Origin of the sequence: Xinfangfangia pollutisoli, from assembly GCF_020179405.1 — a bacterium.
GTDB lineage: Bacteria > Pseudomonadota > Alphaproteobacteria > Rhodobacterales > Rhodobacteraceae > Pseudogemmobacter > Pseudogemmobacter pollutisoli.
The window spans coordinates 1-19,533 of the sequence record NZ_JAICBZ010000056.1; the positions used below are offsets into that span (position 1 = coordinate 1).

General features: G+C 68.3%; 13 protein-coding genes. 10 read left to right on the top strand and 3 right to left on the bottom strand.

Annotation, left to right across the window (positions count from 1 at the left end):
* Together K1Y73_RS15120 and K1Y73_RS15125 are read right to left on the bottom strand one after the other, a co-directional pair.
* Positions 1–1,040, bottom strand: a 1,040-nt coding sequence (locus K1Y73_RS15120) for an ATP-dependent DNA ligase (protein ID WP_451923583.1), incomplete at its 3' end; no start/stop codon positions are given.
* A complete protein-coding gene (locus K1Y73_RS15125; RefSeq protein WP_225029141.1) occupies positions 1,037–2,077 on the bottom strand; it encodes a ligase-associated DNA damage response exonuclease in 1,041 nt (346 codons plus the stop codon). The genes K1Y73_RS15120 and K1Y73_RS15125, both read right to left, overlap by 4 nt.
* A 258-nt stretch (positions 2,078–2,335) precedes the next feature.
* On the opposite strand from K1Y73_RS15125, the gene K1Y73_RS15130 reads away from it, so the two are divergent.
* From K1Y73_RS15130 to K1Y73_RS15150, 5 genes are all read left to right on the top strand, one after another.
* On the top strand, positions 2,336–3,766 hold the full coding sequence (locus K1Y73_RS15130; protein ID WP_225029142.1) for a circularly permuted type 2 ATP-grasp protein: 1,431 nt from the start codon (positions 2,336–2,338) through the stop codon (positions 3,764–3,766).
* Between the two features lie 117 nt (positions 3,767–3,883).
* Positions 3,884–4,834, top strand: coding sequence for an alpha-E domain-containing protein (locus K1Y73_RS15135; RefSeq protein WP_225029143.1), 951 nt, complete (start codon positions 3,884–3,886; stop codon positions 4,832–4,834).
* Positions 4,834–5,688 (top strand): transglutaminase family protein, encoded by an 855-nt coding sequence (locus tag K1Y73_RS15140; RefSeq protein ID WP_225029144.1) that lies wholly within the window; start codon positions 4,834–4,836, stop codon positions 5,686–5,688. Before K1Y73_RS15135 ends, K1Y73_RS15140 begins: the two co-directional genes overlap by 1 nt.
* Positions 5,689–5,884: 196 nt before the next feature.
* The gene (locus K1Y73_RS15145; protein ID WP_225029145.1) at positions 5,885–7,039 is read left to right on the top strand and encodes an efflux RND transporter periplasmic adaptor subunit; all 1,155 of its coding nucleotides are present in this window, start codon (positions 5,885–5,887) and stop codon (positions 7,037–7,039) included.
* Positions 7,036–10,182, top strand: a complete 3,147-nt coding sequence (locus K1Y73_RS15150; protein WP_225029146.1) for an efflux RND transporter permease subunit — start codon at positions 7,036–7,038, stop codon at positions 10,180–10,182. Before K1Y73_RS15145 ends, K1Y73_RS15150 begins: the two co-directional genes overlap by 4 nt.
* A gap of 85 nt (positions 10,183–10,267) precedes the next feature.
* Here the strand turns inward: K1Y73_RS15150 and K1Y73_RS15155 are convergent, their stop codons facing one another.
* Complete coding sequence (locus tag K1Y73_RS15155; protein ID WP_225029147.1) at positions 10,268–11,005, bottom strand: 3D domain-containing protein; 738 nt, start codon at positions 11,003–11,005, stop codon at positions 10,268–10,270.
* A gap of 609 nt (positions 11,006–11,614) precedes the next feature.
* Between K1Y73_RS15155 and K1Y73_RS15160 the strand changes: the two genes are divergently transcribed.
* From K1Y73_RS15160 to K1Y73_RS15180, 5 genes are read left to right on the top strand one after another with little or no spacing between them, the layout of a single operon-like run.
* Complete coding sequence (locus tag K1Y73_RS15160; protein WP_225029148.1) at positions 11,615–12,832, top strand: efflux RND transporter periplasmic adaptor subunit; 1,218 nt, start codon at positions 11,615–11,617, stop codon at positions 12,830–12,832.
* 10 nt (positions 12,833–12,842) lie between these two features.
* Positions 12,843–15,953 carry a multidrug efflux RND transporter permease subunit gene (locus tag K1Y73_RS15165; protein ID WP_225029149.1) on the top strand — a complete coding sequence of 1,037 codons (3,111 nt, stop codon included), beginning with the start codon at positions 12,843–12,845 and terminating at the stop codon, positions 15,951–15,953.
* Positions 15,950–16,648, top strand: coding sequence for a response regulator (locus K1Y73_RS15170; RefSeq protein WP_225029150.1), 699 nt, complete (start codon positions 15,950–15,952; stop codon positions 16,646–16,648). Before K1Y73_RS15165 ends, K1Y73_RS15170 begins: the two co-directional genes overlap by 4 nt.
* A complete protein-coding gene (locus K1Y73_RS15175) occupies positions 16,638–17,717 on the top strand; it encodes a sensor histidine kinase (protein ID WP_225029151.1) in 1,080 nt (359 codons plus the stop codon). The genes K1Y73_RS15170 and K1Y73_RS15175 overlap by 11 nt, the downstream gene beginning before the upstream one ends.
* Positions 17,710–19,485, top strand: a complete 1,776-nt coding sequence (locus K1Y73_RS15180; RefSeq protein ID WP_225029152.1) for an ABC transporter ATP-binding protein — start codon at positions 17,710–17,712, stop codon at positions 19,483–19,485. Before K1Y73_RS15175 ends, K1Y73_RS15180 begins: the two co-directional genes overlap by 8 nt.
* Positions 19,486–19,533: the final 48 nt, after the last annotated feature.

A 19,533-nucleotide genomic window follows, 5' to 3' on the forward strand; every position in this document is an offset into this window, starting at 1 on the left:
GGCAGCCAGGCCAGAAGGCGGTCCAGCCGGGCGCGGCGGGTGGCCAGGGGCAGGGCGCGCAGATCCTCGCCCGCCTCTTCCAGCAGGTCATAGGCCAGAAGATGCGCGGGCGCGCTGCGCAGCAGCGCCTTCGGCACGGTCTTGCGGGTGATGCGCTTTTGCAGCGTCGCGAAGGGCAGCGGCCGGGCGGCGCCGGCATCCCAGGCCAGGATCTCGCCATCCAGCACCGTGCCCGGCGGCAGATGATCGGCCAGGCTGGCGAATTCGGGGAAACGGTCGGTGATCAGCTCTTCCCCGCGCGACCACAGCGCGAAGGCACCGGGCCGGGCGATCAGCTGGCCGCGGATGCCGTCCCATTTCCATTCCGCCAGCCAGTCCGACGGCGCGCCCAGGCTTTGCGGTGCGGCCTCAAGCGGCGCGGCGAGGGCGAAGGGATAGGGCTGGGCGCCCGCGGCGCCCTGCGCCTCGGTCAGGGCGGAAAAATCGGTGGTCGCGGGATCCCAATCGCCCATCAGCGCCTGCGCCACCGCGGTTTCCGCCGCCCCGCTGGCCTGGGCCAGCGCCCGGGTCATCAGCCCGCGGCTGACCCCCATGCGGAAGCCGCCGGTCAGAAGCTTGGTGAACAGGAACCGCTCGGCCGGCGCCAGGCTGCGCCAGGCCTGCAGGATCGCGGCCCGGCGGATATCGACCGGCTGGCCCGCCAGGCGCGACAGCAGCGCCAGCGTTTCGGATAGGCCGGGCGCGGCGGTGGCAGTGGTGGCGGACGGGGGCAGGATCAGCGCGATCGTCTCGGCCAGGTCGCCCACCAGCGCATAGCTTTCGGTGAACAGCCAATCGGGCAGGCCGGCCTCTTCGGTCGCCCATTGCCGCAACTCGGTCGAGGTGGCGGCGCGTTTGGGGCGACGGCCCGACAGCAGGGCCACGGTCCAGACCCGGTCGGCTTCCGGCGCCGTGCGGAAATAGGCGGCCAAGGCGGCGGTCTTGGCGCCGGTCGAGGGGGTGCCGTCCAATGCGGCGAAAAGATCGGCAAAGCGCCTCACACCGGCCCGCCTTCCGCGCCGGATGCGGGGTCTTCGGGCGGGTCTGCCGCGTCGCCGACGCCGCCGAATTCGGTCTCCAACGGCGCGGCGTCATAGCCCTGTTCGGCCAGATAGCGCGCGAAAGCATGGGTGTAGCCATGGGTGGCCAGCACCCGCGTGGCCGCCGTGGCGCGGATCGCGGCGGTCAGCCCGTCCCAATCGGCATGGTCCGACAGCGGAAAGCCCATCCCCAGCCCGCGGCGGCGGCGGATGCCGCGCAGCGCCATCCAGCCCGAGGCCATCGCCTGCTCGGCCGGCTCGAAGCGGCGCGCCCAAGGGCTGGCCAGCGCCGAGGGCGGGGCAATGACCAGCGCGCCCGGATGGGTTTTCGCCCGGGTCTCGGGGGTCACGCGGATCGTGGGCGGCAGCGCATAGCCCTGCGCGCGCAGGATCGCATTGGTCTCCTCGACCGCGCCATGGGTCAGGATCGGGCCAAGCGCCGGCAGGGCCGCGATCAGGCGCTGGGCCTTGCCGAAACTGTAGGCCCCCAGCAGCGATGTCTTGCCCGCCGCGGCATTGGCCGCCCACCAGGCGGCGATTTCGGCCACGGTTTCCGGCTGCGGCGCCCAGTGGAACACCGGCAGCCCGAAGGTGCATTCGGTGATGAAGGCGTGGCAGCGCACCGGCGCGAAGCGTTCGGCCAGGCCGTCGGCCTCGGTCTTGTAATCGCCCGAGACCACCCAGACCTCGCCCCGGTGTTCCACCCGGATCTGGGCCGAGCCCGGCACATGGCCCGCCGGGTGGAAAGACACGGTCACGCCCTGGATCGACAGCGTCGCGCCGAAGGGCAGGGTCTGGGCGGTGATCGGGCCCAGGCGGTGGCGGATCACCGGCAGGGCCTGGGGCGTGGTCAGATAGGCGGTATGGCCGGGTCGGGCATGGTCGGAATGGCCATGGGTGATCAGGGCGCGGTCGACCGGGCGCCAGGGGTCGATGTGAAAGCCGCCCGCCGGGCAGAACAGGCCCGAAGGGGTAAGGGTAAGAAGGTCCTGGCCCATGCGTGTCATCTAGGGGCCCGGGGCGGGCGGACAAGGGGCAGGGCGGACAAGGGGCAGCGGCTTCGCCCGGCGGGTCGGAATGCCGGGTCAAGACCGGCGCAGGGTCGCGCCGCCCCCGCCGTCCTTCCGCGGCATTCGCCCAAAGCCTGGGCGATGCCTGTTTTTTGGGCATCTTTTCGCAGCAGGCCGCGGCAGCTTCCGAAGGGGCTTTACGCCGCCTGCGGCGTTGGATTGACTGGCCTCAGGTGAGTGGGGGTGATGTTGACCGGCTATTTCGACGAAATGCACGGCAAGAGCGGGGGCAAGGCGGCCGAAGTGCGCGCGCCTTATGCCAAGCTGAAGAACTGGGTCCAGGCCATGCCGGTGGACCTGCGAACCCTGAAACAGGCCGAGGCGGAAACGCTGTTCCGCCGCATCGGCATCACCTTCGCGGTCTATGGCGAAGGCGGTGATCCCGACCGGCTGATCCCTTTCGACATGTTCCCGCGCGTCTTCTCGGGCGCCGAATGGGCGCGGCTGGAAAAGGGCATCAAGCAGCGGGCGCGGGCCCTGAACGCCTTTCTGGTCGATGTCTATGGAAGGGGCGAGATCGTGCGCGCGGGCCGCATTCCGGCCCGGCTGGTCTATCAGAACGCGGCCTATGAAAAGGCCTGCGTGGGTTTCGTGCCGCCCAAGGGGGTCTATTCCCACATCGTCGGCATCGACATCGTGCGCACCGGCCCGGACGAGTTTTTCGTGCTGGAAGACAATTGCCGCACCCCCAGCGGTGTCAGCTACATGCTGGAAAACCGCGAAATCATGATGCGGATGTTCCCCGACCTGTTCCGGGAAAACCGGATCGAGCCGGTGGACAGCTATCCCGAAAAGCTGCGCCGCACCCTGGCCAGCGTGGCGCCGGCCAAGTGCAAGGGCGAGCCGACGGTGGTGATCCTGACGCCGGGCCATTTCAACAGCGCCTATTACGAACACAGTTTCCTGGCCGATCTGATGGGGGTGGAACTGGTCGAGGGGCAGGATCTGTTCGTCGAGGGCGAATATGTCTGGATGCGCACGACCGAGGGCCCGAAGCGGGTCGATGTGATCTATCGGCGGATCGACGATTCCTATCTGGATCCGCTGTGCTTCCGGCCGGATTCGATGCTGGGCGTGCCGGGGCTGATGGATGTCTACCGCTCGGGCGGGGTGTCGATCTGCTCTGCCCCCGGCGCGGGGGTAGCCGATGACAAGGCGGTCTATACCTATGTGCCGGAAATGGTGCGCTTCTATCTGGGCGAAGAGCCCCTGCTGAACAATGTGCCGACCTGGCAATGCGGCAAGGCGGATGACCAGAAATATGTGCTGGAGCATCTGGAAGAACTGGTGGTGAAAGAGGTTCATGGCTCGGGCGGCTATGGGATGCTGGTCGGGCCCAAGGCCAGCCAGGCCCAGATCGAGGCCTTCCGCGCCAAGCTGCGCGAGCATCCGGGCAATTACATCGCCCAGCCGACGCTGGCTTTGTCGACCGTGCCGTCTTTCGTGGAAGAGGGTGTGGCGCCGCGGCATGTGGATCTGCGGCCCTATTGTCTGGTGGGCGAGCGGGTGGAACTGGTGCCGGGCGGGCTGACGCGGGTGGCGCTGACCGAAGGCTCGCTGGTGGTGAATTCGTCCCAGGGCGGCGGTGTCAAGGACACCTGGGTCCTTGCGGAGTAGGGCGATGAAGCAGGCGATTTTTCGGCGGAAAATCGGATTTCGGGCCGGTGTGCCGGCTGTGGGACGCGGGCGATCCTTCTGCGAAGGATCCGATGCGGCGCGTAAGGGGGGCCTGCCGTGCTGAGCCGGACAGCCGACAATCTGTACTGGATCGCCCGCTATATGGAGCGCGCCGACACTTCGGCCCGGCTTCTGGAAGTGGGCAGCCGGATCTCGCTTCTGCCCTCGGCCCATGGCTATCGCAGCGAATGGGACAGCCTGCTGCAGGCCTCGGGCATGGCCGAGGGTTTTGCGAAGAAATACGGCGATCCGGTGCAGCGCAATCTGGAAAGCTGGCTGTTCTTCGACCGCGACAACCCGTCTTCGGTGGCCTCGTGCATCACGGCGGCGCGGGAAAACGGCCGGATCGTGCGCACGGCGCTGACCGCCCAGGTCTGGGACGCGCTGAATTCGGCCTTCCAGGAGTTGCGCACGCTTGAGCGGCGCGAAAGATCGTCGCTGGAACTGTCGGAACTGACCGATTGGGTGATGCGCCAGGCGGCGCTGCTGCGGGGCGCGATCGATGCCACGCTGCTGCGAAATGACGGCTACAGCTTCCTGAACATTGGCTACTATCTGGAACGCGCCGACAACACCGCGCGGCTGATGGATGTGAAATACTATGTCCTTCTGCCGCGGGTGGAATTCGTGGGCTCGGGTCTGGACAATTACCAATGGACCACGCTTCTGCGCGCCATGGGGGCGCAGCGCGCCTTTCACTGGGCCTATGGCGGCGAGGTCACGGCGGCGAAGATCGCCGATTTCCTGATCCTGAACCCGCAATGTCCGCGCTCGCTGACCACCTGCGTCGCGGGCATCGCCAATCACCTGGCCCGGCTGGCCAAGGCCTATGGCCGCCAGACCCTGGCGCAGGATCAGGCCCGCGCCATGCTGGCCGATCTGGAAGCCGAAAGCGTCGAGCGGATCTTCGACGAGGGGCTGCATGAATATCTCAGCCGCTTCATCGGCAATGCCGCCGCCCTGGGCGGCGCGATCCATGAGGTCTATCTAAGCGGAGAACTGCGCTGATGCGGCTGGTTGTCGATCATGTGACCCGTTACCGCTACGATGCGCCGGTGCGCGCGGTGATGCAAAGCCATCGGCTGACGCCCTCGGATTGCGACAGCCAGCGGGTGGTGGACTGGGCGGTCGAGGTGTCGGGTGGGGTGCCGGGCGGGGCGTTTCGCGATGGGGCGGGCGACCGGATGCAGGGCTGGACGGTGCCCGGCCCGGTTGAAGAGGTTCTGGTCCGGGTGCGCGGCACGGTCGAAACGCGCGACACGGCGGGGGTGCTGAAGGGCCTGCGCGAGACGGTTTCGCCCAATTGCTACCTGATCGACACGCCCGCGACCGAAGCGGACGCGGCGCTGTTCGCGCTGGCGCGGGGCGTCGACGGGGACGAGGTTCTGGCCCTGGCCCATGGTCTGGCGGCCGCCGTGGCCCAGGCGGTGGCCTACCGCCCCGGCGCCACCCATGCCGCCACCACCGCGGCCGAGGCGCTGGCGCTGGGCGAGGGCGTCTGCCAGGACCATGCCCAGGTGCTGATCGCCTGCGCGCGGCTGCGCGGCCTGCCGGCGCGCTATGTCTCGGGCTATCTGTTTGCCACCGAAGACGGCACCCCGCATGAGGCCGCGCATGCCTGGGCCGAGATCCATGTCGCGGGCCTGGGCTGGGTCGGCTTCGATCCGGCCAATGCCTGCTGCCCGGATGAACGCTATATCCGGCTGGGCAGCGGGCTTGACGCCCAGGATGCCGCACCGATCCGGGGCGTCGCCCGTGGCGCGACCGGCGCCTCGCCCGAGGTGCTGGACGTGACGGTCGCGATCCGCGCCGCGGAACAGGCCCAGGCCCAGGTCCAGGCGCAATCGCAATCGCAGGCCTGACGGCCCGGCCGGGAAAGGCAAAGCCTTCTTCCCGCCCGACAGCCGGTCACGAGACCGCGAGCAAGGCTTCCATGGGCCGGTGTTTTGACAGATCATCCCGGCCGCGCGCCCCGGCGGGGTGCCGCTTCGCCCCCACCCGGTGCCGGCCCCACAGCAGATCCCGCGCCGGCGGCACGACGGAAGGACAGACGACCGCATGAAGATTCTTCCGCAGCTTCTGGCCATCCTTGCAATCGGAGCGGTGGCCGTTCCCGTGGCTGCGCGCTTCGTGCCGGGCACCCATCCCTGGCTTGACCGGGCGGGCCTGTTGCAGCCCCTGCGCGCCATCGGCCTGGCGCCCGCCCCGGACGAGACGGCCGCGGCCAAGGGCGGCGGGGCCTCGGCCGGGGGGCCGGTGCCGGTCATTGCCGCAGCCCCGCAGCGCCAGGTGCTGCGCGACCAGGTCACCGCCATCGGCTCGGCCCGCGGGGTGCAGTCGGTGGTGCTGACGCCCGATGTCTCGGGCCGGATCACCGCCTTGCGCGCCGCACCGGGGCAGCGGGTGACCGCGGGCGAGGTGATCGTCGAACTGGATTCCGAACAGGCGCAGCTGGCCGCCGACCGGGCCCGGCTGGTCTGGGAAGACGCCCGGGCCACGCTGGAGCGGCTGGAAAAGCTGACCGGCTCGGGCGCGACCACGGCGTTGCAGATCCAGGAGGCGCAGCTGGCGTTGCGCACCGCCGATCTGGCGCTGAAGACCGCCGAGCGCGATCTGGCCGATCACCGGCTGGTGGCGCCGATCGCGGGCGTTGTCGGCCTGATCGAGGTGCAGACCGGCGATCTGGTTTCGCCCTCGACCGTGGTGACGCGGATCGAGGACCGATCCAGCCTGATCGTCGATTTCCGGGTGCCCGAGCGGGTGGCGACGCTGGTCAAGCCCGGCGATCCGGTCATGGCCGAGCCGATCTCGACCCCGGGCCAGCAGATCCGGGGCGTGATCGGGGCGATCGACAACCGGGTGGATGAAACCAGCCGCAGCCTGCGCGTTCAGGCGCGGATCGGCAATGACCGCGACGACCTGCGCGCCGGCATGGCCTTTCGCATGGTGCTGGACTTCACCGGCGCCGAATATGCCGCGGTCGATCCCTTGTCGATCCAGTGGGGCGCCGATGGCGCCTATGTCTGGGTCGCGCGCCAGGGCAAGGCGCAGCGCCTGCCGATCCGCATCCTGCAGCGCAATGCCGACGCGGTTCTGGTCGATCTGGTGCTGGAGCCGGGCGATCTGGTGATCACCGAAGGGGTGCAGATGCTGCGCCCGGGCGGGCCGGTCGATCTGGCCGGCGGCGCGGGTGCCCCGGGGGCCGGCGGATGAGCGGCGCCCCTCTGCCGCCCCCCGACGCCGCCCCGTCCGGCCGCACAGCGCTGTTCATCCGCCGCCCGATCCTGGCCTTCGTGCTGAATGCGCTGATCGTGATTGCAGGCCTGGCCGGGCTTCTGGGCGCCGATGTGCGCGAATTGCCCAATGTCGACCGGCCGGTGGTGACGATCTCGACCGCCTATTCCGGCGCCTCGCCCGAAACCGTCGACCGCGAGGTGACGGCGGTGATCGAAGGGGCCGCGGGCCGGGTGGCGGGGGTGAAGTCGATCTCGTCTTCCTCGCGGCTGGGGTCAAGCCGGGTCACGGTCGAATTTCGCGACGATGTAGAACTGGATGTCGCCGCGACCGACCTGCGCGAAGCGGTCAGCCGGGTGCAGAACAGCCTGCCCGACGATGCCGATGCGCCGCGCGTGGTCAAGGCCGATGCCGACAGCGATGCGATCCTGCGCATCGCCGTCACCTCGTCGCGCCGCACGGCCGAGGATCTGACCCAGCTGGTCGAGGATCTGGTCGAGCCGCGGCTTCTGGCCGCGCCGGGCGTGGCCGATGTGCAGATGTTCGGCGACCGGGGGCTAGTCTTCCGTGTCGATGTCGATCTGATGCAGCTGGCCGCGCGCGGGCTGACGCTGGCCGATCTGCGCGACACGCTGGCCAATGCGGCGCTGGATGCGCCGGCGGGGGCGCTGTCTTCGGACCGGCAAAGCCTGATGGTGCGCACGACCGCCGCCATCCGCACCGCACCGCAGATCGCGGCGCTGACCGTCGCGGGGGATGTGAAGCTGGGCGATGTGGCGCAGGTGACGCTGGGCCCCGAGCCGGGCGCCAGCATGTTGCGCGCCAATGGCGAAACCGGCATCGGGCTGGGCATCATCCGCCAGGCCAATGGCAATACGCTGGCGATCTCGGCCGCGGTGCGCCAGGTCGTGGCCGATCTGCAACCGATCCTGCCCGGTGATGTGCGGCTGCTGATCACCTCGGACAGCGCCGATTTCATCAATGGCGCGATCCATGAGGTGGAAATCGCCCTGGTCCTGTCGGTGCTGATCGTGACCGCGGTGATCTATCTGTTCCTGCGCGACGCCCGCGCGACGCTGATCCCGGTCGTGGCGATTCCGGTGGCGCTGATCGGCACGCTGGCGGCGATCTGGCTGGCGGGCTTCTCGATCAACATCCTGACGCTGCTGGCGCTGGTTCTGGCCACCGGGATCGTGGTCGACGATGCGATCGTGGTGCTGGAAAACATCGTCCGCCGCCGGTCCGAGGGGATGGGCGCGCGCGCCGCCGCGGTGCTGGGGACCGAGCAGGTCTTCTTCGCCGTCCTGGCCACGACGACGACGCTGGCCGCGGTTTTCGTGCCGCTGTCTTTCCTGCCCGGCCAGACCGGCGGGCTGTTTCGCGAATTCGGCTTCACGCTGGCGATCTCGGTCCTGCTGTCCTCGGTCACCGCGCTGACGCTGACGCCGGTTCTGGCCGCACGGCTTCTGCGCCCGCAGCAGGCCGGGGCCCGGCGCAGCGCGATGGTGCGCCTGGGCGAGCGGCTTTCTGGCTTCTATGCCTGGACGCTGCGGCGCTGCCTGAATGCGCCCCTGGTGGCGGTGGCGGCTGCGGTTCTGATCGCGCTTCTGGCCGTGGCGCTGTTTCCGGCGCTGCGCCAGGAGCTGACGCCTGCCGAGGACCGCGCCGCGATCCTGCTGTCGGTCCAGGCGCCGCAGGGCGTGTCGCTGGACTATACCGATGGCAAGATGCGCGAGATCGAGGCGCTGCTCGATCCGTTCCGCCGCTCGGGCGAGGTGAAAAGCGTCTTCTCGATCACTGGCATGGGCGGGTCGGACAATCGCGGCTTCATCGTGGTCACGCTGGCCGGTTGGGCCGACCGCGCGCGCAGCCAGCAAGAGATCGCGGCCGAGTTGCAGCAGGGCCTGCGCGGGGTGATCGGGGTGCGGGCCTTCGCGATCCAGCCCAATTCGCTGGGCATTCGCGGCGCCGGGCAGGGCCTGTCGATTGCGCTTGTGGGCGATGACTACGACCGGCTGGGCGCGGCCGCGCGCGCGCTGGTGGCGAAGATGGAACAGGACCCGCGGCTGGGCCAGGTGCGGCTTGGCTATGACACGACCCAGCCGCAGCTGTTCATCGAGATCGACCGCGCCAAGGCCGAGGATCTGGGGGTGGCGATCGACGGTCTGGGCGCGGCGCTGCAGGCGGTGCTGGATGGCCGCACCGTGGGCACGTTGTTCCTGGATGACAATTCCTTCGATATCCGCCTCGTCTCGACCATGGATCCGGTCAATGACCCGGGCGATCTGGAGCGGATCTTCATCGCCGGCCGCGACGGGCAGATGGTGCCGATGTCCAGTTTCGTGACGCTGACCGAAAAGGCCGTGGCGCCGGAATTGCAGCGCGAAAGCCAGATGCGTGCGGTGCCGATCACCGCGGGGCTCAGCGCGGATCTGGCCCTGGGCGATGCGCTGGCCGAGGTGCAGGGCCTGGCGCAGGGGCTGTTGGACAGCGACATGCGCATCGCGCCCATGGCCGAGGCGGCGACGCTGGGCGAAACCTCGTCGGGGCTGCTGGTGACCTTCGGCATCGCGCTGGCCGTGGTGTTCCTGGTCCTGTCGGCGCAGTTCGAAAGCTTTGTCTCGGCGGTGATCGTGATGGCGACCGTGCCCCTGGGCCTGGCCTGCGCGGTCTTCGCGCTGCTGGCGACGGGCGGCAGCCTGAACGTCTATTCGCAGATCGGGCTGGTCTTGCTGGTGGGGATCATGGCGAAGAACGGCATCCTGATCGTGGAATTCGCCGACCAGCTGCGGGAAGAGGGCGCAAGCGTGCGCGACGCGATCGAGCGCGCCTCGGTCCTGCGGCTGCGGCCGGTGATGATGACGATGATCGCCACGGTGCTGGGCGGGCTGCCCCTGGTCTTCGCCCAGGGCGCCGGGGCCGAAGCGCGTGAGGTTCTGGGCTGGATCATCGTCGGGGGCTTGGGCCTGGCGACGCTGGCGACGCTGTACATCACGCCCGTCGCCTATGTGCTGCTGGCCGGCTTGTCGCGCGCGCGCAGCCACGAACAGGCGCTGCTTGCCGCCGAAATGCGCGCCGCGCAGGGCGGGGCCGCGGCCGAAAGGGCCACGCCGGCCGAGTAGCGGACGGCGGGTGGGAATGACCAGATCCGGTCACTCCGCAGTGCCGCGGCGATTGCCCAATTGGCGCCCGATGCGTCCTTTCAATTCATGGCATCACATAGGCCTGAAATGGCGTCGACGTCTTCGAGAAGTTGAAGGGGCTTTTGGCAATCGCATCTCGGTCATCGGCGGCCGCGCCGATATAAAGATCTATGTGGTTGCCCTGGATGGCGCCGCCGACATCGCCACAGATGAAAATTCCGTCATGAATTTCGCCGTTTGGCAGCAGGGTGCCGCGGGCCGATGGGATCAGGATCCTTTCGCCGAAACGTGCCGGGCGCGCCCCTGCCGGATCCGGAATCCAGTTGCTGCGTTGATCGCATGCAATCGTCCTGAACGGGATCAGGGCATTGTTGCGGTTTCCGTCGCCCAAAGGATGTGTCGCCTTCTTCCAGCGCACGAGGGTTGCGTTTCGCATCACCGTCCGCGTCCCGCAGTAATCCTGCTTCACGCCACGCATCCCTGCATAGTTGTAGACCTGGCCTTCCAGGATTGCAGTCCCTTCGATGGCAGCCTCGCAAAGCGCGCTGATCTGCACAGGCGCGGTAAGCGCGCGATCCTGCATGTCAAGCAGCGGCATGCCTTCGCCGGATGCCGGGCGTAAGGATTTTGCAAAATAGACGGTACTCCAGACCTGGACGGATATTCCGTCGCGTGCGGCGGCATTCTCTGATGCGGTGACATCCGCGATCCTGGACTTCTCCTGCGGCGCTTCGTTCGAAATTCGACCGGACTGATCCTGACAGGCAGCCGTCAGCAAGACGGCAAGCAAAACACGCTTCATTTGGAATCCTCGCGACACATAATCTTCAGAAATGCTAGCGCATGGCGGGCCGATTGCGTCGGTTTAAATTTGGAAAATTCGGCGTGTCATTGCGGAAATGGGGGAAAGGGCGGAGGGCCCGTGCTGCGGATATCGCATTAGTCAGATGTCGCGATCCGTTTCCTTGTCAGACGAGAGTCCGCTCCTGTTGTACGAAATTGCGCCCTGGTTCATTTCGCCTTTCGGTCCCGACTGCCGCGCCAGTACTGGGCGTGCCGAGGCGGTTCCTTTGGTGTCTCGGGGGAAAGAGCAGTCAATGTAGCCACTGTCCTGGCAGTCCGGGCTTCGAATGTACTGCCGCAGCGTCGCTTCCCTGATGCCGTCATTCCCAGAGTGACGCAGCGCCGCATTGCCGCAATCGCGCGCCGCGATGGGGAAAGTGGATGCCGCGGTTGCTGAGGCCAGGGCTGCATCTCCGGCCACCCCTGGCGCAGGGCGGGCGACCGCGCTGGGCGGCTGGGGCGGCGGGCTGATCTGTGCCGGGCGATCTCCACATAATCTCCATCATTCATCGACGAAGCGTCGACAGTCTGGGCCGATAGCGCGGCAAGCATCATCAAAGGTCCTGCCATGTCGCGCCGCAGTCTTCTTCTCGTGCTGGGTCTTGCCCTGTCGGCCGGGGCGTTCGCCCTGTTTCATTCTGCCGCCCCTTCGGCCGAGACGCCGCCGGAAGATGCCGCGGCAGGGCCGGCGATCCAGCTTGGCGTTGCCGCCATCCGCCCCGAATCTGTCCTGCTGGAAGCCGAACTGTCGGGCCGGGTCGCGGCCTTCCGGCGGGTCGAGATCCGGCCTCAGGTCAGCGGGCTGATCCTTGAACGGCGGGTCGATGAAGGCATGCGGGTTGCGGCGGGCGATCTGCTGTTCCAGCTGGATCCGGCGCCGCTTCAGGCCGATCTGCATGTGGCCGAGGCCGCGCTTGCCCGGGCCGAGGCCGCGCAGGACCATGCCCGCCGCGCGGTGGAACGCTCGGATGCGCTTCTGGCGCGCAACGCGGTCAGCAAGGAAAAGAACGACACCGCCCGCAACGACCTGCTGCTGGCGACCGCCGGTGTGGCCGAGGCCCGCGCCGTCGTCGAACGCCGCCGGCTGGATCTGGAATTCGCCATGCTGCGCGCGCCGATCAGCGGCTATGTGGCGGCGGGTCTTGCCGATATCGGCGGCCTGGCGACGACCGGCGCCGACAAGCCCTTGGCGGTGATCCAGGATCTGGAAAAGGTCTATGTCGATCTCAGGCTGCCTGCCGAAGGTCTGGATGACCTGCTGGTCGCGGCCGAGCAGGGGATCGGCCCGGTCAGGGTCAAGCCCGACGGTCAGGGCGCGGGCCGCGCCGGGCCGGGGCAGGCCGCGGGGGCGGCGCTGACGGGGCAGCTGAAATTCTCGGATGTGATCGTCGATCCGGGCACCGGCAATGCCTCGGTCCGGATCGAGGTTGCCAATCCCGAGCTGACCTTGCTGCCGGGCATGTTCGTGCGCGCCTCGGTGCCGCGCGGACAGGTATCGGGGGCGCTGCTGGTGCCCGAGGATGCCATTCTGCGCAAGGGCGATGGCACGGCGCAGATCGTGGTCGTCTCGGATCAGGGCGAAGCCCGGCGCCGCGATGTCCGGCTGGGCGACCGGGTCGGCACAAGGGTGATCGTCACCGCCGGGCTGGAGCCGGGCGAGACCGTCGCCGTCACGGGCCAGGACCGCGTGCCCGACGGGGCCGCGATCCCGGTCACGGTCCAGACCACGACCCCCGGCGCCGCGGCGCCCGCGTCCGATGACGCCACCCCCGTTTCCCAGCCCTGAAAGACCGGCCATGTCGCAATTCTTCATCACCCGCCCGGTCTTCGCCTGGGTCATCGCGATCTTCATCTCGCTGGCCGGGATCGTCGCCATTCCGCAACTGCCGGTGGCGCGGTTTCCCGACATCGCCCCGCCCAGCGTCAGCATCTTCACCACCTATGCCGGGGCAGATGCGCAGACGGTCAGCGACAGCGTGATCCGGCCGATCGAGAAGGAACTCTCCAGCGTCAAGAACGTGCTGTATTACGAATCCAGCGTGGATTCGACCGGCGGCGCCAGCATCTCGGTCACCTTCAAGCCGGGCACGGATATCGAACTTGCGCAGATCGATGTGCAGAACCGGCTGAAGAATGCCGAAGCGCTGCTGCCCGCCGCCGTGCGCCGGTCGGGCATCGGGGTCGAGGCGGCGGAATCGGGGTTTCTGATGGTGATCACCCTGCGCTCGCGCGCGGGGCAGACCGATGAGCTGAGCCTTGGCGACTATCTGACGCGCAACCTGGCCGAAGAGCTGAAGCGCATTCCCGGCGTCGGGCGGGTGCAGCAATTCGGGTCGGAACGCGCGATGCGGGTCTGGGTCGATCCGGCAAAGCTTGCGGCCTTCGGGCTGACCATGTCCGATGTGACCGAGGCGATCTCGCGCGAGAATGCGCAGGCGACGCCCGGGCGGGTGGGGGAAGAGCCGACCGTTCCTGGCACCCGGATGTCGACGATGCTGACGATCCAGGGCCAGCTGACGACGCCCGAAGCCTTCGCCGCGATCCCGCTGCGGGCCAATGGCGATGGCGCGCGGCTGGTGCTGGGCGATGTGGCCCGGCTGGAAATCGGCGCGCAGACCATGTCCTTCAGCGTCAGCAGCAACGGCAAGGGCGCCGCGGCGGCCGCGATCCAGATGGCGCCGGGCGCCAATGCCGTGCGCACCGCCGCCGCGATCGAAACCCGGCTGGCCGAACTGCGCGTGGCCATGCCCGAGGATATGGAGGTCTCGATCTCGTACAACACCGCGCCCTTCGTGAAGGTCTCGATCACCAAGGTGATCCAGACGCTGTTCGAGGCGATGGCGCTGGTCTTCCTGGTGATCCTGCTGTTCCTGCAGAAGGTGCGCTATACGCTGATCCCCACCATCGTGGCGCCGGTGGCGCTGCTGGGCACCTTCGCGGTGATGTGGGCGGCGGGCTATTCGATCAACGTCCTGACCATGTTCGGCATGGTTCTAGCCATCGGCATCATCGTCGACGACGCGATCGTCGTGGTCGAGAATGTCGAGCGGATCATGGCGCGGCAGGGGCTTTCGCCGAAAGCCGCGACCCAGCAGGCCATGCGCGAGATCTCGGGTGCGATCGTCGGCATCACGCTGGTGCTGGCGGCGGTGTTCATCCCCATGGGTCTGGCGGCCGGATCGGTCGGCGCGATCTATCGGCAGTTCACGCTGTCGATGGCAGTGTCGATCCTGTTCTCGGCCTTCCTTGCGCTGACCCTGACCCCGGCGCTTTGCGCCACGATCCTGAAACCTGTCGCGGCGCATGGCACGGGCAAGGGCTTCTTCGGCTGGTTCAACCGCCGCTTTGACGCCCTGACCAAGCGCTATACCGGCTGGATCGGCTGGACGCTGCGGCGGGGCGGGCGGATGCTGGTGATCTATGCCGCGCTGATCGGCGCGCTGCTGGTCGGCTACAACCGCGTCCCCACCTCTTTCGTTCCGGAAGAGGATCAGGGCAATTTCATGGCCATGTTCGAATTGCCGGCCGGCGCCACGGCCGAACGCACCCGCGCCGTGATCGCGGCCTATGAGGCCCATACCGCGACCCGTCCCGACATCACCGAAAACACCATCATCCTTGGCTTCGGCTTCTCGGGATCGGGGCCGAATGCGGCCATGGCCTTCACCAGCCTGAAGGACTGGAGCGCGCGCAAGATCTCTGTCGATGACGAGATTGCCGCCGCCGAAACCGCCATGGCCGATATTCCCGAAGGCACGGCGATGATCATGAAGCCGCCGGCGATTGAATCGCTGGGCTCGACCTCGGGCTTCTCGCTGCGGCTGGAGGATCGCGCCAATGCCGGGCCCGCGGCGCTGAAGGCAGCCGAGGACCAGCTGATCGCCGCCGCCGCTGCCAGCCCGCTTCTGACCGGCGTGATGAGCGAGGGCCTGCCCGACGGTCTGGCCGTCGCGCTGAAGATCGACCGGGAAAAGGCCCATGCCTTCGGCCTGCGCTTCGACACGATCAGCGAGACGATCGCGACCGCGATCGGATCCAGCTATGTCAACGACTTCCCCAATCAGGGGCGGCTTCAGCAGGTCATCGTGCAGGCCGATGCCGCGGCGCGGATGCATGTCGAAGACGTGCTGAAGCTGGAGGTGCGCAATCTTGACGGCGCGATGGTGCCGCTGTCGCAGGTCGTCACCCCGGCCTGGGAAGAAACCCCCCAGGCCCTGAGCCGCTACAACGGCTATCCGGCCGCGCGCATCTCGGGCGCGGCGGCCAGCGGCGTCTCAAGCGGCGCTGCGATGGCCGAGATGGAGCGCCTGGCCAAGGCCCTGCCATCGGGCTTTGCGGTGGAATGGACCGGCCAGTCCCTGCAGGAAAAGCAATCGGCCAGCCAGGCGACGATGCTGCTGGCGGCCTCGATGCTGGTGGTGTTCCTGGTCCTGGCGGCGCTTTACGAAAGCTGGTCGGTGCCGTTCTCGGTGATGCTGGTCGTGCCGCTTGGGGTTCTGGGCGCGGTCGCTGCGGTGCTGATGCGCGGCATGGACAATGACGTGTTCTTCAAGGTCGGGCTCATCACCATCATCGGGCTGTCGGCCAAGAATGCGATCCTGATGGTCGAATATGCGCGCCATCTGCGCGAGGGGGGCATGGGCCTGTCCCGCGCGACGCTGCAGGCCGCGCGGCTGCGGCTGCGGCCGATCATCATGACCTCGCTTGCCTTCATCCTGGGGGTGGTTCCGCTGATGCTGGCGCGCGGCGCGGGGTCCGAGATCCAGAATGCCATCGGCACCGGCGTCTTCGGCGGCATGGTGTCGGCAACGGTGCTGGCGGTGTTCTTCGTGCCGGTGCTTTATGTGACGGTCAGCCGCCTGACGCGGGCGGCCCCTGACAGCCAGACCGGAAAGGCCCAACCATGAGCGATGCCCTGATCCTGATTGTCGAGGATGAAGCCGAGATTGCCGAGATCCTGGAAAGCTACTTCGTGCGCGAGGGGTTTCGGGTGATCTGCGCCCGCGACGGCACCACCGGGCTGGCCCATCACCAAAGCCTGCGCCCCGATCTGGTGGTGCTGGACATCAAGCTGCCCGGAAAGGACGGCTACGAGGTGCTGGCCACGATCCGGCGCCGGGGCGAGACGCCGGTGATTATGGTCACCGCCCTGGCCGAGGACATGGACAAGCTGCAGGCGCTGCGCATCGGCGCCGATGACTATGTGGTCAAGCCGTTCAATCCGCTTGAAGTGGTGGCCCGCGCCCGCGCCGTCCTGCGCCGCACCCTCAGTCGGGGCGCCGAGCATCTGCTGCGCCTGGGCCCGCTGACGGTCGACCCCGGCGCCTACCGTGCCCGGATCGAGGCCGGGGCCGGGCCGGTCGCGCTGGATCTGACCCCGACCGAATTCCGCATCCTCGCGCATATGATGCGCTATCCCGGCCGCGCCTTCAGCCGCGGCGATCTGGTCGATGCCTGCCTGCCCGAAGGGGCGGCGCTGGATCGCACCGTCGACAGCCATGTCAGCAACCTGCGCCGCAAGCTTGCGGCGGCGGGGGGCGAGGGCATGCTGGAAGGGGTGCGCGGCATCGGCTATCGTCTGGATGCCCCCGATGGCCGCTAACCTGAATGCCCGCATCACGCGCACGATGGTCGCGCTGACGCTGATCGCCTCGACCATCGTCTATCTGGGCCTGATGGCCTATTTCTTCTTCATCTATGAATGGCTCTATCCCGGGCCCGAAACCGAGGCCGTCTGGCGCACCGCCGATACGGTCATGGTGCTGCTTCTGCTGGCCTTCGGACTGGGCACGGCCTCGGGGATCGGCTGGCGGCTGGCCCGACGGATCGTCGCGCCGCTGAAATCGGTGGCCGGGGCCGCGCGCCAGATTGCCAGCGGCGATTTCTCGGCCCGGGCCGACCTGCCCCAGGGCAGCTTCCGCGAGGCGGCAGATCTGCTGCGCGACTTCAACCTGATGGCAGAACGCCTGGAACGGGCCGAGACGGAACTCAGCTATTCCAACTCGGCCATCGCGCATGAATTGCGCACGCCGCTGACCATTCTGCGCGGCCGGTTGCAGGGCCTGTCGGACGGGGTTTTCGACCCCTCGCCGCAGATCTACGGCCGGCTGATCGCCCATGTCGATCATCTTGCCGCGATCGTGGAAGAGCTGCGGACGCTGGCGCTGAGCAATGCGGGGCGGCTGGAGCTGACCTGTCGGCCCGTCGATCTGGCCGATGAGGTCGAGGCGGCCCTGGCCGCGCTGGAGGCCGATCTTGCCGCGGCCGGCATCACCCTGACCCGCGCCCTGGCGCCGGCCCCGACCAAGGCCGATCCGCTGCGGCTGCGGCAGATCTTCGTTGCCGTGCTGGACAATTGCCGCCGCTACGCCCCGCAGAGCCAGGTTCATGTCGAGACCCTGGTCGAGGGCGACGAGGTGGTCTTCCGCTGCTCGGATACCGGGCCGGGCCTGTCCGCCGAAAGTCGCGCCCGCGCCTTCGAGCGGTTCTGGCGCGCCGACGAATCGCGTGGGCGCAGCCTTGGCGGCTCGGGGCTGGGCCTGCCCATCGTGCGTGCCATCGCGCGCGCCCATGGCGGCGAAGCGCGGATCCTGCCGCGCCAGGGCCAAGGGCTGACGGTGGAAATCCGTCTGCCGCAAACTCCTGTTCTGAATGAGAAGACCGATGACTGACGACCCCGAGGATTATGACGATCTGGCCGCCCGGCATGTGTCGATGCGCCGTGTGCTGGGCCTGTTCGCCCCCTATCGCAAGCGCCTGGCCGGGGTGGCCCTGCTGATGGTCCTTGCCTCGGCCATCGGGCTTGCCGGGCCGTTCCTGCTGCGCGCCATCATCGACGTGGCCGTGCCGCAGCAGGACCTGCCGATGCTGGTGTGGCTGGCGGGCGGGATGATCGCGGCGGCGCTTGTGTCGGCCGGGATCGGCGCGCTGCAGACGGTGCTGAGCGCGCGGATCGGCCAGGCGATCCTGCATGATCTGCGCGTGCGGCTTTATGCCCATCTGCAATCGCTGTCGCTGCGCTTCTTCACCGGCACCCGCAGCGGAGAGGTGCAGTCGCGCATCGCCGGCGATATTGCCGGGCTGCAGGCGCTGATGACCGACACGGCGAACGATCTTGGCCGCTCGCTCAGCGCGGTGCTGATGACGGCGGTCGCGATCGTGCTGCTGGACTGGCGGCTGGCGCTTTTCGTGCTGCTGATCGTGCCGGTGACGGTGCTGATCAGCGCGCGCGTCGCCCAGCTGCGCGAGGCGCTGACCTTCCAGCAGCAGGCGCGAGCCGCCGACATGTCGGCCGCGGTGCAGGAAACGCTGTCGACCTCGGGCATCATCCTGGCGCGGACCATGGCGCGCGGCCCCTGGCTGACCCAGCGCTTCACCCGGATTTCCCGCGATCTGGCGCAGCTTGAGGTCAGGTCGCACACCGCGGGCGAATGGCAATGGGCGCTGATCGGCTTTGCCCTGGCGGCGCTGCCGGCGCTGACGCTGCTGGCGGGGGGCGTTCTGATGCTGGGCGACAGTCCGGCCAGCATCGGCACGCTGGTCGCGATGATCGCGCTGCAGGAACAGCTTCTGTGGCCCTTCGAGCAACTGCTGGAAATCGGCCGCGACACCCGCAAGACGCGGGCGCTGTTCGCCCGGATCTTCGAATATATCGACAAGCCGGTCGAAATCACCGAAAGCGCCGCGCCTGTCGTGCTGCCGCGCAGCGCCATGCGGGGCGAGGTGCAGCTGGATCATGTGCGGTTTTCCTATGCCGACGCCACCGGCCCGGCGGTGGACGATGTCAGCCTGACCATTCCGGCGGGCAGCCATGTCGCCATCGTCGGCCCGACCGGATCGGGCAAGACCACGCTCGGCTATCTGCTTGCGCGGCTTTATGATGTCGATGCCGGGGCGATCCGCTTTGACGGGGTGGATCTGCGCGATCTCAGCTTCGACACCCTGTCGCAGATGCTGGGCGTCGTGTCGCAGGAACCCTATCTGCTGCATGCCTCGGTGGCCGAGAACCTGCGCTTCGCCCGCCCCGATGCGACCGATGAAGAGATGATCGCCGCCGCCCGTGTGGCGCAGATCCACGATCACATCGCGACGCTGCCGCGCGGCTATGACACTTTGGTCGGCGAGGGGGGGCATCGGTTTTCCGGCGGCGAGAAGCAGCGGCTGGCGCTGGCGCGCACCATCCTGCGCGATCCGCCGATCCTGCTGCTGGACGAAGCCACCAGCGCGCTGGACACCCGGACCGAGCGGGCGATGTCGATGGCGCTTGAGGCAACGTCCAAGGGCCGCACGACGATCACCATCGCGCATCGGCTGTCGACGGTCCGCGACGCCGATCTGCTGGTGGTCATGCAGCACGGGCGGGTGGTCGAAAGCGGAACCCATGACGCGCTGGCCGCGCAGGGCGGCGTCTATGCGGGATTGCTGGGGGATCGGGGCTGATCGCCCAGCCCCCCAACGCCCTGGCCCCCGTCGCATCGCCGGGGGCGG